This is a genomic window from Lactobacillus sp. ESL0700 (genome assembly GCF_029392095.1).
Taxonomy (GTDB): Bacteria; Bacillota; Bacilli; order Lactobacillales; family Lactobacillaceae; genus Lactobacillus.
Genome location: NZ_CP113930.1, coordinates 832799 through 847214, shown reverse-complemented (window position 1 = coordinate 847214; position 14416 = coordinate 832799). Strand labels below are relative to the sequence as shown.

General features: G+C 38.9%; 12 protein-coding genes, 2 tRNA genes and 1 pseudogene. 3 read left to right on the top strand and 12 right to left on the bottom strand.

Going from position 1 to position 14416, the window contains the following annotated elements:
- Nucleotides 1-35: 35 nt before the first annotated feature.
- From OZX63_RS04085 to OZX63_RS04070, 4 genes are read right to left on the bottom strand one after another with little or no spacing between them, the layout of a single operon-like run.
- Entirely contained in the window at nucleotides 36-1040 is a 1005-nt protein-coding gene (locus tag OZX63_RS04085; protein ID WP_277144847.1) for an L-threonylcarbamoyladenylate synthase, read from the bottom strand.
- A complete protein-coding gene (gene prmC / locus OZX63_RS04080) occupies nucleotides 1041-1889 on the bottom strand; it encodes a peptide chain release factor N(5)-glutamine methyltransferase (protein ID WP_277144845.1) in 849 nt (282 codons plus the stop codon).
- Nucleotides 1882-2970, bottom strand: a complete 1089-nt coding sequence (gene prfA / locus OZX63_RS04075; RefSeq protein ID WP_277144843.1) for a peptide chain release factor 1 — start codon at nucleotides 2968-2970, stop codon at nucleotides 1882-1884. The genes prmC and prfA overlap by 8 nt, the downstream gene beginning before the upstream one ends.
- 5 nt (nucleotides 2971-2975) lie before the next feature.
- Nucleotides 2976-3587, bottom strand: coding sequence for a thymidine kinase (locus tag OZX63_RS04070; RefSeq protein ID WP_277144841.1), 612 nt, complete (start codon nucleotides 3585-3587; stop codon nucleotides 2976-2978).
- 145 nt (nucleotides 3588-3732) lie between these two features.
- Here OZX63_RS04070 and OZX63_RS04065 point away from each other — a divergent pair, with 145 nt between their 5' ends.
- A complete protein-coding gene (locus tag OZX63_RS04065; RefSeq protein WP_277144840.1) occupies nucleotides 3733-5085 on the top strand; it encodes a Mur ligase family protein in 1353 nt (450 codons plus the stop codon).
- Nucleotides 5086-5138: 53 nt separating this feature from the next.
- Here OZX63_RS04065 and OZX63_RS04060 read toward each other — a convergent pair.
- The 3 genes and pseudogenes from OZX63_RS04060 to OZX63_RS04050 form a co-directional block, all read right to left on the bottom strand.
- A pseudogene (locus tag OZX63_RS04060) lies at nucleotides 5139-5279 on the bottom strand (cupin domain-containing protein); the annotation flags it as partial.
- Between the two features lie 806 nt (nucleotides 5280-6085).
- Nucleotides 6086-6157 (bottom strand) — tRNA-Gln (locus tag OZX63_RS04055).
- 9 nt (nucleotides 6158-6166) lie between these two features.
- Nucleotides 6167-6238: transfer RNA gene (locus OZX63_RS04050), tRNA-Glu, on the bottom strand.
- A 99-nt stretch (nucleotides 6239-6337) separates the two neighbouring features.
- Here OZX63_RS04050 and OZX63_RS04045 point away from each other — a divergent pair.
- Nucleotides 6338-7348: a serine hydrolase domain-containing protein gene (locus OZX63_RS04045; protein ID WP_277144838.1), complete on the top strand. Its 1011-nt coding sequence runs from the start codon at nucleotides 6338-6340 to the stop codon at nucleotides 7346-7348.
- Nucleotides 7349-7452: 104 nt separating this feature from the next.
- Here the strand turns inward: OZX63_RS04045 and OZX63_RS04040 are convergent, their stop codons facing one another.
- From OZX63_RS04040 to OZX63_RS04020, 5 genes are all read right to left on the bottom strand, one after another.
- Nucleotides 7453-7638: a hypothetical protein gene (locus tag OZX63_RS04040; protein WP_277134089.1), complete on the bottom strand. Its 186-nt coding sequence runs from the start codon at nucleotides 7636-7638 to the stop codon at nucleotides 7453-7455.
- A 224-nt stretch (nucleotides 7639-7862) separates the two neighbouring features.
- Complete coding sequence (locus OZX63_RS04035; protein ID WP_277144836.1) at nucleotides 7863-9254, bottom strand: MFS transporter; 1392 nt, start codon at nucleotides 9252-9254, stop codon at nucleotides 7863-7865.
- A 103-nt stretch (nucleotides 9255-9357) separates the two neighbouring features.
- Entirely contained in the window at nucleotides 9358-9888 is a 531-nt protein-coding gene (locus tag OZX63_RS04030) for an ECF transporter S component (protein ID WP_277144834.1), read from the bottom strand.
- Nucleotides 9889-9996: 108 nt separating this feature from the next.
- Complete coding sequence (locus tag OZX63_RS04025) at nucleotides 9997-11340, bottom strand: glucose-6-phosphate isomerase (protein ID WP_277144832.1); 1344 nt, start codon at nucleotides 11338-11340, stop codon at nucleotides 9997-9999.
- Between the two features lie 82 nt (nucleotides 11341-11422).
- Nucleotides 11423-12046, bottom strand: coding sequence for a VanZ family protein (locus tag OZX63_RS04020; protein ID WP_277144831.1), 624 nt, complete (start codon nucleotides 12044-12046; stop codon nucleotides 11423-11425).
- A gap of 142 nt (nucleotides 12047-12188) precedes the next feature.
- Here OZX63_RS04020 and OZX63_RS04015 point away from each other — a divergent pair, with 142 nt between their 5' ends.
- Nucleotides 12189-14381, top strand: coding sequence for an LTA synthase family protein (locus OZX63_RS04015; protein WP_277144829.1), 2193 nt, complete (start codon nucleotides 12189-12191; stop codon nucleotides 14379-14381).
- Nucleotides 14382-14416 lie beyond the last annotated feature (35 nt).

Below are 14416 nucleotides of genomic sequence, written 5' to 3'. Positions count from 1 at the left end.
CGGCAGAGGGTTTAAAGTCCTTTGCTAGTAATTTTTTAATTTGCTTGGTAGTGGTGCCCAGCAGCAGCCTTATTTAGTCTATTCATATAAGCTAAAGTTGCTTCACTACCACTGAAGCCTTGGACAAAGATCTGTTTGATGTCCTTTTTATCGTCAAAATAACGTAGGCCGCCAAACAAATTATGATCAGCGTCGGCTAAATTTTGCCCTAAGCTAAATTTATTTTCTTCTGGTGCAGAAATTTTAGCTAATTCAGCATCAAGAGCCATCACGCCTGTTGTTTTATCAAAATTAATCTGCGCAAAGTCTTTAGCATCATCAACTACCACTACAGGAGCAGCAGGTGCATAGTGCCGGTACTTCATCCCTGGTGCCTTTGGTACATCCTGATCAGAAACCTTGCCGGTGTTAATCAGTACCTTTTCTCCCAAAACTGCACTTAGCTCTTCCGGAGTAATCTCGCCGGGACGCAAAACAATCGGAGTCGCAACTGACAAGTCAATAATCGTTGATTCTAATCCAACTCTTGTCTCTCCGCCATCAATGATACCAGCAATTTTGCCCTTAAGATCATGATAAACATGTTGTGCAGTTGTCGGACTAGGCTTAGTTGATGTATTGGCTGACGGCCCCACAATCGGATAACCCAACTTGGCAATTAAATCATGGGTCAGCTTGTCATCGGGGCAGCGAAAGGCAACTGTGTCAAGACCGCCAGTAACAGCGCTAGGCAGGCTACTAGGCTTAACAAAAAGCAACAATGTTAATGGGCCTGGCCAAAAGTGCTTAATTAACTTTTTTGCCCGTTCTGGCACTTCTTTGGCATATCTTGCCATCATTTCAGCGTCTGAAACCGTCACAATTAACGGATTGTCACTTGGTCGCCCCTTAGCTGCATAAACACCCTTGACGGACTTTTCATTAGTGGCAATTGCTCCCAGGCCATAAACCGTTTCCGTTGGAAAAGCGACTAATTCACCTGCAGCTAGCAATTTGACTGCATCATCAATTTGTCCTTCTGAAAAAATTTTCGTTTCCATCTACTTATTCCACTTTCCATAAACCATGCGTGGCTTACCTGCCATGTCATTTTTAAACTCAACCGTAAAGTCTGGCAACTCTTTAGCAAATAATTCGCTTAACTGCTCCTTTTCGCTAAAGCCATACTCTAGGAAGAACTCACCATGACTATTTAAATGCTCCCGAACTTGTTTGGCAAATTTTTGGTAAAAGTCTAAGCCATTTTTCCCGCCAAATAGTGCTTCTTTAGGTTCGTTTTGCAAGACATTTTGGTCCATGAGATTTTTTTCTGTTTCCTTAATATAAGGAGGATTAGAAATAATCAGATCAAACTTCTCAAGGCCAATTAAGACATTGGCTTTACGTGTTGTTACGTCAAGGTCATAGGTGACAAAGTTCTCCTCGCTAGTTCGCAATGCTGCATCGGTAACATCTGAAGCGTATAAATCTAGGTCAGTAATGCCCTTGCTTGCAGCTTCTTTAGCTAAAGCAACCGTAATGCAGCCGGAGCCTGTCCCCAAATCCAACACCTTATCACCTGATTGCAGATGATCTAGCGCCCAGTTAACTAGCTCTTCAGTTTCAAAGCGTGGAATCAAAACCCCATGTTGAACCATGATTTTATAGCCGTAAAACCAGGCATAGCCCAAAATGTATTGCGGCGACATTCCCTTAGCTAGTTTATTAACATCTTTTTGTGCTTGCTTCAATTGCTCAGGCGTTAATTGTAAATCATGCTTTAGGGCATACTCACTGGGCGTTAAATTTAATCTTTCAGCCAGCAAGTATTCCACATCTTCAGGCCTTGCATCTGGTGCAGTTTCAACAGACCAAATTTGTAAATCTCGCAGTGTTGTAATTTTAGGCATTTTGATCAGCCAGCTCCTCTAATTGCTTAGTTTGGTTATATAAAATTAAAGCATCGATAATTTCATCCAGTTCGCCGTTCATTACTCGGTCAAGTTTATTTAAAGTAAAACCAATTCGGTGATCAGTTACCCGGTTTTGCGGGTAATTATAAGTCCGAATCCGCTCTGAACGGTCACCAGTACCAACGGCGTTCTTTCTTTTAGCATCATATTGGTCACGATTTTGGCTTTCATAATAGTCATAAACCCGTGACTTCAGAATTTGCATCGCCTTTTCCCGGTTCTGTTGCTGACTACGTTGATCCTGCATGGCAACAACAATCCCCGTTGGCAAGTGCGTCATTCGAACGGCACTAGAAGTCTTGTTAATATGCTGACCACCGGCACCACTTGAACGATAAACATCAACCCGAATATCCTTAGGATCAAGATCCAAATCTACCTGCTCATATTCAGGCATAACCGCAACAGTCGCAGTCGACGTATGAACCCGACCTTGTGACTCAGTTACCGGTACCCGTTGTACTCGGTGCGCACCGTTTTCGTACTTGAGCTTAGAATAAACTTTGTCACCGGTAATCATAATGGCAATCCGCTTATAGCCGCCTACTTCTGTTGGTTCACTATCAACTATTGATACTTGCCAATTTTGTCGTTCAGCGTATTTTTCATACATTCTGAGCAAATCACCGGCAAATAATGAGGCTTCGTCACCACCAGCAGCACCGCGAATTTCCATGATAATATCCTTATCATCATTAGGGTCTTTTGGCAGCATCAATATTTTGATTTGGTCTTCCAATTCGCCGATTTCTTGTTCAAGATCGTGATTTTCTTCCTTAGCCATGTCAACTAGGTCGCTGTCACTTTCACTTGAAATAATTTCCTTATTATCGGCAATCTCTTGCTTGTCTGCCTTATATTTTTGGTATTTTTGCACGACATCGCGCAAATCTGCCTCTTCTTTTGAGATTTCCATGTAGCGCTTGGTATCACTGATGACTTCTGGGTCGGCCATCATTTCTTGAAGCTCTTCATAATGGGCTACCAGCCCTTCAAGCTGCGCCATAACTTTATCCATATTATCTATTCCTCTCTTGTTCTAAGCTTTCCCGGGTGAAAATAATGAAACCGGCAAACAGGATAATAACTTTCGTCGCCACCAATTTGCACTTGCTCACCCTCATAAACAGGTTGACCATCGTGAATCCGCAAGTTCATTGTAGCCTTACGGCCGCAATAGTGGCAAATTGTTTTGATTTCCTTAATTTTATCTGCAAAAATCAGGAGGTTTTTACTACCCTCAAACAATTTATTTTGAAAATCATTCTTAAGTCCAAAAGTCATTACCGGAATCTTAAGTTCATCAACAATTCTGGCACATTCTAAGACATGATGCCGCTCTAAAAATTGCGCTTCATCAATAAAGACACAGGCAATCGAACCATCGCCGCGCTTTTGGTCCTCAGCGTTTAGTTTTTTGATATATTCAAAAATATTCGTCTCTGGCTCAATCGGAACGGCCGCACGGTGAAGACCAATTCTTGAAGCAACTGTGCCAACACCACTGCGATTATCAACACCGCTCGTCATCAGCGCAATCTTTCGCCCCTGGGCCTCATAGTTATGCGTATCTTTAAGAATTTCAATTGTTTTGCCACTACTCATCGCGCCATAGTGAAAAAATAATTGTGCCATTTTTTGCTCCTTTGTTTAAATTAAATTCACCTAACTTAACTAGTATAGATGAAAATCAAATTATGTGCAGTTAAATTGTCGTGAAAACTCGTTTTCACCTCGGTGCTATGCTATAGTTATAATGATTTTAAAGTGAGGGATAAAGATGAATCTAAAATCAGGAATTGCCAAGGTAGCTGGTAAATCAAGCTATTGGTTTCTTCATAATGTATTAAAAGGCGGCACCAGTTTCCCCGGTAAATTAGCAATGAAAATTGACCCACAGGTGTTAAAGGCTCTAGCTCGGGATTATGAAACTGTCATTGTGACTGGGACTAACGGCAAGACAATGACGACATCTCTAATTGTGGCCGCATTAAAGCAAAAATATGGCGATATTTTAACTAATCCGTCAGGCTCAAACATGGAGCAAGGAATTGTGACAGCATTCCTGGCCCATAAGCAGAAAAAGGTGACGCGCAAAATCGCGGTCTTAGAGGTTGATGAAGCCAATGTCAAAATGGTTACTGAATTAGTTCACCCAAGTTATTACGTGTTGACCAACATTTTTCGCGACCAAATGGATAGATATGGCGAAATTTACACCACTTATGACAAAATAGTTGCTGGGATTAAGTTGGCGCCGCAAGCAACAATTATCGCTAATGGTGATGCCAGCATTTTTTCATCAGTTGACTTACCTAATAAAAAGGTATTCTACGGGTTTAAGTTGGATTCTGAACAAAAAGATAGCGATACTAAGGCGCCAGTGAACACTGACGGCGTCTTGTGTCCCAAGTGCGACCATGTTATTCACTTTCATGACCGCATTTATGCTAACCTAGGTGACTTTTTCTGCCCACATTGCGGCTACAAGCGGCCTGAATTAAAATATCGGGTTAATAAAATTATTAAGCAAACGCCTAACCAATTGGCATTTCAAATGGGGGCTAAGGATTATACAATCAACATTGGCGGGACTTATAACATTTATAATGCTCTAGCCGCATATTCTGTTGCTCGTGAATTTGGTCTAAGCGATGATGAGGTTGCACAATCATTTGCCAAAAACAAACGTGTCTTTGGCCGGCAGGAATTAATTAATTATGCTGGTAAGGACATTGATCTGATTTTAGTTAAAAATCCTGTGGGTCTTGACGAGGTGCTCCACATGTTAAACACGGAGCCTGAAGATTATTCGCTGGTCGCTCTGCTCAATGCCAACCACGCAGATGGGATTGACACCTCTTGGATTTGGGATGGCCAGTTTGAGGACCTTAACCATAAGCAAATTAAGCAGGTACTTGTTGGCGGATTGCGTCGTAAAGATATGCACTTCAGGTTAGAAGTTGCTGGTTTTAATCCCGCTAACATGACCGTAGCTGAAAATAATGACGACTTAATTGCGCAAATTGCCAAATTGCCAACTAAAAAAGTTTATATTTTATCAACCTATACTGCTCTTCTCGCCTTGCGTAAAACAATGGCTGAAAAGAAAATCATTAAGGCAGGTATGTAACAATTAAAAAATGCAGCTCTCTTTATGAAGAACTGCATTTTTTTAGAATAAATTTATGGCAACTTGTTATATTCATCATTAGCAACCGGCTCAAGCCATTGCGTTGAGCCTGTCGTAATTGCCAAGTGACTAAACCATGAATCTTTAGCAACGCCATGCCAATGTTTAGCCCCATCATGAATAACGACAGCATCACGTGCAAATTTTAAACGATAAGATTAATTGGGACGGAGAAAAGCAAACTGGGAATTACCGAAAATGAAAATTTTGTGGCATATTTGGCCAAGATGGGACACCATGGATGAAACTAGATAAAAGGGAACTTGCATCTAATTATTATCTCTCAAATACCATTTCTGCTATCATAAAAAGGAACAGTGGTATTACCCACATGATCCCTTTAAAAATTATTGCTTACTATGATTTTGGAAGTAATCCAAAATCAGTTCAGAAATAATGTTGGCGAGTATTCCAGATACTAAACCAACTATAAAGCTCTGCAAGGCTCAAACCTTGTAAAGTCCTAAAGCCGATTACTTTAGGCAATCATTAAAATGATCCTCTGTTAACGCAGAGGATTTTTTGATACCGTGTAAAATAATACAGTAACGTTTCGTTGCCCCACAAGGTTTACGGCGATAGGGGGCGGTAAATCACAGGCCCCCTGTAAACAATTTAACACCCTAAAGGGATGCAGCTAATGTTGTAACCTAATCGCCGATTTTTGACAAAAAAAGAAGCCTTTTTAGGCTTCTTGAGATATCTAAGCTAATAGATAATTAAATCTCTGAACACTTGATATTATAGCACTTTTCAGCATGCAACTAGACCAATTTTAAGATATTTTGATTAATCCATCATTGCCAAAAATTTTGCACCGAATTTTGCACTGATTTATGCTTTTTCGGTTGATTTCAGTTAATTTCAAAAAATCGTAAAAAATAAAAATGCCTTAGTATCAACGCTTTAAGCTAGTTGAAACTAAGACAAATCATGAATATTGGGATATCCGGGCTCGAACCGAAACATGCAGGAACCAGAAACCTGTGCCTTACCATTTGGCTATATCCCATTGATAAAATCACCCGTACGAGAATTGAACTCGTAACTCCACCTTGAGAGGGTGGCGTCTTAACCATTTGACCAACGGGCAAAATCAACATTAATTATTATGCTTGTAAAAGTTGTTCTTGTCAAGAGATTTTTAGTTATAATAATTAATAAGATAAATTTTTTAAAAGGATAGATATTCATGATTGATTACTCAACCACCCAAAACCTTATAGAATCAATGGTTTCCGAACGGATCGTGCCAGGCGTTAATTACGTCTTAATTAAAAATAAACAAACTTTCACTTCAACAGTGGGCTTTGCCACGATCTATCCTCAAGTTAGTCAGCTTAGTCCGTTCGCGGAGTATGACTTGGCCAGTTTGACCAAAGTCCTTGCTACTGAGAATATTTTACTAAAATTATACGCTGAAGGCAAACTTAACTTTTCTGAGCCGCTACACGAGTTTATTCCCGAGTTTAGTGACCGGCGTGTGCGTTTGTTTCATCTTCTCACCCATACTAGCGGCATTCGCGGCTGGATTAAGCATCGTGACGACCTAAATCACGATGAACTGCTTGATGCAATTATCCATTTACCTGTCACCGATGAATTTGAGCACAAGATGCGCTATGCAGACACTAATTTCATTTTATTGGGGCTAGTAATTAAACAAATTTACGGCAAACCTGTCCAAGAAGTCGCGACAAAAGAAGTTTTTGCACCCGCTGGACTTACTGAAACGACTTTTAAGCCCGTTATTGCTGATTGTGTTCCAACTGCCCTACTTAATGAAAAAATCCTTCAGGGTGTCCCTCATGACCCCAAAGCGCGGCAGCTAGGCAGTGATTGTGGCTCTGCTGGATTATTTTCTTCAATGGAAGACCTAATCAAAATTAGCAAAGGCTACCTCGGCCTTGACCCCAACATTTTGCCCTTCGACCAAGATGTTGTCAGTCAACTTTTTGAAAATAAAAATCCGGCAGGCTTGAAGCCGCGATCTTGGGGCTGGGACTTACGATTTGATCCCGAAAATCACTACCCGTTAATTCTCCATACCGGCTACACAGGAACCTTAATCTTACTTGATCGAGTTAAAAAATCTGGTTTAATTTTGCTAACTAATCGCGTACATCCGACTGGTCACAATCAAATTTTTCTAACAATGCGAGAAAAAATAATTCGCAGCTTTTTAATTGAAAATGATAAATAAAACAAGGCTACCCGTTGCAATCAGGTAGCCTTTTTATATCATTAATTATGCTTAAAAGTATCGAAAAAAGCAGCCGCAATAACGACTGCTTTTAATCAATATTATTATTTTGAACAATCTTTTTTATCAGGAATAAAGTGCCAAATCAGGTCAACAACAGCATCAAACAGCATGCCACCGGCCATCCAGTACATTGCCCACATCATCCCATTTGGGGTAAAAGTATAGTATGCTGCAAGTCCAAATACGATTACGTTAATAATTTTGATAACTAGATTATCACACATCATGTTAAAAAACTCCTTTTACTTAACCAACTAGTTCAATTATACCCATTTTCACCGTAATTGAAAGCGGTTTTCTTGTTTTTTAATTATGATTTGATAACTAAATATAATTTTGCACCGATAATCAGCATTGTTATCAAATGTTTACAGCTGTAAGCATACACTAAAATATTTTATTTTCTCCCAAAATCATCAATATAAAATTATCTATTTCTCTTAGCTGTTATTTAATTAATATTTTGATGTTCTAGCTTAAACATTCTTAGGTAACTACATAGAATAATAATGCTTGCAATAATCAACACAATAAATGCAATTTGGCTACCCTTTGCCGTCATTAGCGCATAATTACCCGGCTTCTTTTGCCAAGCAGAAATAATCGTTGCCATAACAGTTGTCCCGAGTGATCCAGCATACTGTTGGCCTGTCTGAAAGACTGCAGTTGCATCAGTGTGCAGCTCGTCCGGCTGCAGTTTAGAAGCTTCTGCCATCGTATTATTAAAGGCTAACTGTCGACCAATGATCATAATCCCGTAGAAAATAACAATCATCATTGTCGAAATTTTCAAACTAAACATTGCAAACAGAACACAGGCGATCATGCACAAAATAGCTCCAGTCAAAAGCGGTAGTTTAGCACCCTTTTGGTCATAAATATGACCAAACCATGGATTGAGCACACCACTTAAGATACATCCCGGCAGTAAAATCAAGCCACCAATTAATGAACTCGAGTGATTAACAATCTGAACATAATTTGGTAATGCAAAGCTAGTACCAATATTAATAAATTGTAATAATAAATACGAAATTAGTGCATAAATAAATGCTTTGTTTTTAAAGACGGCTAGATTAAGCAACCGCTTTTGACTATTTTTAACTGACTTAATAAACAGCCAAACCAAAGCAGCAACTATCAGCATCCCCAGCCAAAACCAAATATTAGTCAATCCTTGACCAATTTGATTAAAAGTTAAACTAAAAATAATCATCGCTGCAGCAATAATAATATAACTGCGCCAATCAAATTGCGGGTGCTTTTTCTCATGATATTGTTCAACTACAAATAAGCCTAAAATTAAAATTATTAAGCCGATTATTGCCGCAATCACAAAGATTAATGGCCAGCCGTAGAAATAAACGATAGTTCCACCAAAAGTTGGTCCAAGAGACGGGGCTAAAATAACTACAAGGCCAGTAATCCCCATATAAAAGCCCCACTTATTTTGCGGAATCAGTTCAACTACCAAATTAAACATCAATGGTATTGATAGCCCAGCTCCAAGTGATGAAATCAGGCGTCCAGCAAGAAGCACCCAAAAGTTAGTGGCTGCTCCTGCAACAAATGACCCCGCAATAAAGCTAATTGCCGCTGTTAAAAACAACTGTTTAGCTGAGAAACGGTCATTTAAATACGAGCTTGAAACCATAATGATCGCAATTGCTAACAAATAGCCAGTGGTAGTCCACTGCACTAAACCTAAGCCAATATGAAATTGCTTCATCATCGTTGGAAAAGTTACGTTTAAACTCGTTTCTGTCAAAATCGAGACAAAGGCCATTAATGCACAACTAATAATTGCCCCAACATGCTTTGGTGTCACTACATTTTTCTCCATTAAAACATCTCCTTATTATAAAAAGAGCAAAAGCATTTCTATGCTTTTGCCCTTTCTCTAACTGCTTAAAAAAGTAGTTATATTAAATAACCAGATTATTAAACTACAATCGCCAATATCTTAGTAAAACTTTTTGTAAAGCTGGTAACAAGATAAGAGCAACAATAGCACCGGCTATTCCTTGAATGGTATCAGTCAAGAGTCCTAAAACTCCGGCTGCTGTCGAATACAAAATCCAGTTGGTCAAATGATATCCACCAACCATCACAGCCACGCCAACCACGAGTGCCAAAATATATTGGAACCACTTGCGTCTGTCTCGTGCTGCTTTTCTTACTAACAGTCCCACAAGTAGACCCTCTAGCCCGTGAATAACGAGTGAAAAGAGCATGAACTGTGCGTATCCTGAAAGTAAATCGAGTAAAAAGCCGGATAAACCACCGACTAATAATCCCGCAACTGGTCCTAACGCAATTGCTGCCAAGAAAATTCCGGTATCACAAAAATTGATATTACCATGAGTTGCAGGAATTGGAATAATTAATATTCGGCTTAGAACAACGTTCAGGGCAGTCAACAATGCTAAAAAGACCAATTGCCCAAGTGTTAATTTACTTTTACTATTATCTGCCATAATTAAATACTCCAAAACAATTATAATTCATTATTCAAAGAATGATTAAATATTTTAATATTTATTTAATTAAAAACCAATTATAGTTAAAAGTAAAGTCTGTTTAATTTATTTATTGAAGCGTGCAGTTAAGTCATCGTGCAATTCTTCATAGCCTGGCTTGTTAAGCAAACCAAACATATTGCGCTTGTATTCTTCAACTCCTGGTTGGTTAAACGGATTAATTCCATTTAAGTAACCGGAAATCGCAATTGCTAATTCAAAGAAGTAAATTAAATAACCAAGTGTATGTTCCGTTTGATCAGGAATGTTAACTGTCATTACCGGCACACCACCATCAGTATGAGCCAAAACAACGCCTTCATAAGCGCGTTCGTTAACATAATTCAAGCTCTTACCAGCTAAGAAGTTAAGTTGGTCCAAGTTACGATCATCAGAAGGAATCTCAACATCATTAGTTGGATTTTCAACGCGAATAACTGTTTCAAACAAGTTACGTAAACCTTCTTGAATGTATTGTCCAAGTGAGTGCAAGTCAGTTGAGAAGTTAGCGCTTGATGGCCAAATTCCCTTATTATCCTTACCTTCAGACTCACCCATTAATTGCTTGCACCATTCACCAAACATTCTCAAAGTTGGCTCATAATTCTCAACAATTTCAGTAGTGTAACCTTTTCTATACAAAATGTTGCGCAAAGCAGCATATTGATATGGTGTAGCCTTGGTTACATCAGTATCTTGGTAATCACTGCGAGCATCAGCTGCACCTTGCATCAATTGGTCAATATCGGCACCTGAAGCAGCAATTGGCAATAAACCAACGGCTGACAAGACGCTGTAACGACCACCAATGTCATCAGGAACAACAAATTCTTCGTAACCTTCTGCGTCAGCTTCGGTCTTCAATGCACCCTTAGCACGATCAGTTGTGGCATAAATCCGGTTTTGGGCTTCTTCTTTACCATATTTCTTAATTAACTTGTCTTTAAAAATTCTAAAAGCAACTGCGGCTTCAGTGGTTGTTCCTGATTTAGAAATAACGTTAACGCTGAAGTCCTTGTCACCAAGCCAAACCATTAAGTCATGCAAATATGATCCTGAAAGTGAGTTACCACAGAAAACAATGGTTGGATATTTGTCTTTACCCTTGCCGTAAAATGCGCCGTTTAAGAACTCAACAGCAGCTTGAGCACCAAGATAAGAGCCACCAATTCCAATACAAATCAAAACGTCAGAATCGCCTTGGATTTTCTTAGCCGCCTTCTTAATCCGGCTAAATTCATCCTTATCATAATCAACAGGCAAATCAATCCAGCCCAAGAAATCATTTCCTGCACCGGTGCCATCCTTTAATTCCTGAGCAGCAGCATTAACCAATGCTTGCATCTCACTAAGTTCATTTTTATGAACAAATGGCGTCAATTTAGTGCTGTCAAATTTAATTAAACTCATAAGTACGCTTCCTTAACTAAACAAAATATTTATTTCACAAGAATATTCTAACAATCTTATTTTGTAAATTCCAGTGATTTCTTTAATGTTTTGCAAACTTATTACGCACAGACTTAAACACCCAGTAAAGTAAATATCCGATGGCGGCGCCGCAGCTATTAAAGAAGACGTCGTCGATGTCACTGACACCAGTTTCAAGCAAAAATTGCATCCCTTCAATCAAGATTGAAAAAAGCATCCCAGCCACAAGCACCCTTTTGAAAGTTTGCTTTTTGGAAAAAACAAGCGGTGTTAAAAAGCCAAAAGGCACAAAACACAACACATTACCAAACGAATTATAAAAAAAGTCGAGCCGACTCTGAGCATACAATAATTTCCATGTTTCTTTTAAAAATACCAAGTTGATTTCGGTTAATGGTCGGTTAAAATAAAAGGTTAGCTGCCACGGAAAATACGTATTTCGAAAAGTTGTGAGCATTAACACTAAAATAAGATAAAATGCAAACACCCACACACCAGCCTCGGACCTGATTGATCGCCTGCACCTAATTGCCATTAACCAAAATAAGCGGACAACGGCAAATAATAAAAAATATAAAATAGTTTTATCAATTGCTAGCATTGTCAGCTTAATCAACGCAAAATGGTTGATTTTGGTAGCGAAGTTTTGCGCAATTATGTTATATAGCGGTCCTAAAAAAATCATGCTTAATCAATTCCTAAAAATAGAGTTTATCTAAATTATACTCATTTTTGCGTATACAAATCTTAAAAAAAGACTAATAATCGCTAAAAGATTGTCTCACGCTTATTAATCCTTTAAAATCATTGTTAAAGGAGCGTTCGTTTTGAAAAAAAAGAATCTAGCAAACTTCATGCAATCTCGAACAGGCTTTTTTGTTCTGCTCGTCTTGCTATTTGCCCTAAAGTACATCTTTGCGGCATATCATGACTTCAATTTGGGAATATCTGACCCCTACCAGCACATCATCATGTGGCTTAGTCCCCTGGGCACGGCAATTTTGCTCTTGAGCATCGGTTTTTATTTTCCTAAACCGATTGTTTCCTATTGTGTCATGCTATTAATGGACTTTGCTAATACCTGTCTATTATTTGCTAATATCCTCTATTATCGAGAATTTTCTGATTTTATTACGGTTAAAACTATCGCCAATGCCGGCAAAGTGGCGCCTGGCTTAGGCAAAAGTGCCGTTTCATTATTGCAGCCATCGGATATTCTATTGTGGCTAGATTTAATTCTGGTCATTGCACTTTTAGTAACGCATAAATTAAAAATCGATCAAAAGTCTTATGGACTCCTAACGCCGTTTACAATTACCTCATTCGGCTTTTTTGTTTTGACGTTAAATATTTTTCTGGCCGAATCATCCAGACCGCGCCTCTTAAGAAACACCTTTGATCGTGCCTACGTTGTGAAATATCTGGGGCTTGACACCTATACCATTTATGACGGTATTAAAAATGAACAAACGGAGCAGGTTAACCGTAATGCCAACGCCGCCGATTTAAATAAAATTCTTAATTTTACTAAGAAAAACAAGATACCTGCTAATGCCAACTATTTTGGTAAAGAAAAAGGTAAAAACGTCATCGTAATTCACCTGGAAAGTTTCCAGCAATTTCTGATTGGGTTAAAGGTCAATGGCAAGGAAGTCACCCCGTTTCTTAATTCAATCTACCATAACAAGCACACCATCAGCTTTGACAATTTTTACCATCAAGTAGGCATTGGTCGCACTAGTGATGCAGAAAATATGCTGGAAACTGGTACTTATGGCATTTCTGACGGGTCACTTTTTACGGCTCTTGGCGGTTCAAACACTTTCCAGGCCGCACCGCAAATTTTGCGCAGACACGGCAACTATACTTCCGCTGTCTTCCACGGTAACGTCGGTACTTTTTGGAATCGTGACGATGTCTATAAAAACTTGGGCTACAATTATTTCTTCGATCAGAATTATTTCAGTAATAATAAGGATGATAAAAAAGAATACGGCGTCAAAGATAAGCTGCTTTTTGCTGAAAGTATCAAGTATTTAGAGCGCATGCAGCAGCCGTTCTACACCAAGTTCATCACGGTAACCAACCACACACCGTTTTCAATGGATGAGCAGGACCTCGATCCCAAGTTTCAAACAACTGACACTAGCGATAAGACCATTAACAATTACTTTGAAACAGCTCATTATTTAGACGAATCAGTACGAGAATTTTTTGCTTATCTGAAAAAATCCGGCTTGGCCAAGAACACGATGGTAGTAATTTACGGCGACCATTATGGTTTAACCAACTCCGAAAATCAAACTCTAGCACCGATTGTCGGCGAAAGTTCCGATACTTGGAGCAGTTACAATGATGCGCAAATGCAGCGTGTGCCCTTTATGATTCATGCGCCTAATTTAAAAGGCAAAATTAACCACGAAGTTGCTGGCGAAATCGACGTCTTGCCGACATTAATGCACCTTCTAGGAATCAGCAACAAGCACTACGTGCAATTCGGCAGCGATCTTTTGTCACGACATTACAAGCCTTGGATTGTCTTTCGTAACGGTACCATTATCAGTAAAAAATACGTGATTATTGGCGCCAAGGGGAAAAAGGGCCTTGTTTATGACCGCAAAACTGGCAAGCAAATCATCAACTTTACCAAGCAGGAAAAAGTTGAAATTGCTAGACTTGCCAAGAAGGCTAAACAATCTCTAAAATATTCCGACTTGTTAAATAACCATAATTTATTGCGGTTCTATACCCCGCAAGGCTTTAAGCCAGTTAATCCTAACCAGTTTGATTACTTAACCAATTTTCAACAAATGGAAAAAATCGAAACTAAGTTAAAGAAAAAGTCGACGGCGCTGATTAATTTGCACCACGGTTCAACAACTAAACTATACAAAACCGATGCTCCAGAACTTGAAGGACATGAAGACGAAATTACTACCATTCCTGAATCCGTCCGTGGCAATCACCTTACCGAAAAGAAAAACAAATCTAGTAAAAACAAGAAAAAAGCATATAATTAATAATTATCGCTATTTAGTTAAGAAAGGAAAAATTT

Coding starts and splice junctions, on each gene's coding strand:
- OZX63_RS04085 (WP_277144847.1), bottom strand. CDS start 1,040: ATGGAAACGAAAATTTTTTCAGAAGGACAAATTGATGATGCAGTCAAA.
- prmC (WP_277144845.1), bottom strand. CDS start 1,889: ATGCCTAAAATTACAACACTGCGAGATTTACAAATTTGGTCTGTTGAA.
- prfA (WP_277144843.1), bottom strand. CDS start 2,970: ATGGATAAAGTTATGGCGCAGCTTGAAGGGCTGGTAGCCCATTATGAA.
- OZX63_RS04070 (WP_277144841.1), bottom strand. CDS start 3,587: ATGGCACAATTATTTTTTCACTATGGCGCGATGAGTAGTGGCAAAACA.
- OZX63_RS04065 (WP_277144840.1), top strand. CDS start 3,733: ATGAATCTAAAATCAGGAATTGCCAAGGTAGCTGGTAAATCAAGCTAT.
- OZX63_RS04045 (WP_277144838.1), top strand. CDS start 6,338: ATGATTGATTACTCAACCACCCAAAACCTTATAGAATCAATGGTTTCC.
- OZX63_RS04040 (WP_277134089.1), bottom strand. CDS start 7,638: ATGATGTGTGATAATCTAGTTATCAAAATTATTAACGTAATCGTATTT.
- OZX63_RS04035 (WP_277144836.1), bottom strand. CDS start 9,254: ATGGAGAAAAATGTAGTGACACCAAAGCATGTTGGGGCAATTATTAGT.
- OZX63_RS04030 (WP_277144834.1), bottom strand. CDS start 9,888: ATGGCAGATAATAGTAAAAGTAAATTAACACTTGGGCAATTGGTCTTT.
- OZX63_RS04025 (WP_277144832.1), bottom strand. CDS start 11,340: ATGAGTTTAATTAAATTTGACAGCACTAAATTGACGCCATTTGTTCAT.
- OZX63_RS04020 (WP_277144831.1), bottom strand. CDS start 12,046: ATGATTTTTTTAGGACCGCTATATAACATAATTGCGCAAAACTTCGCT.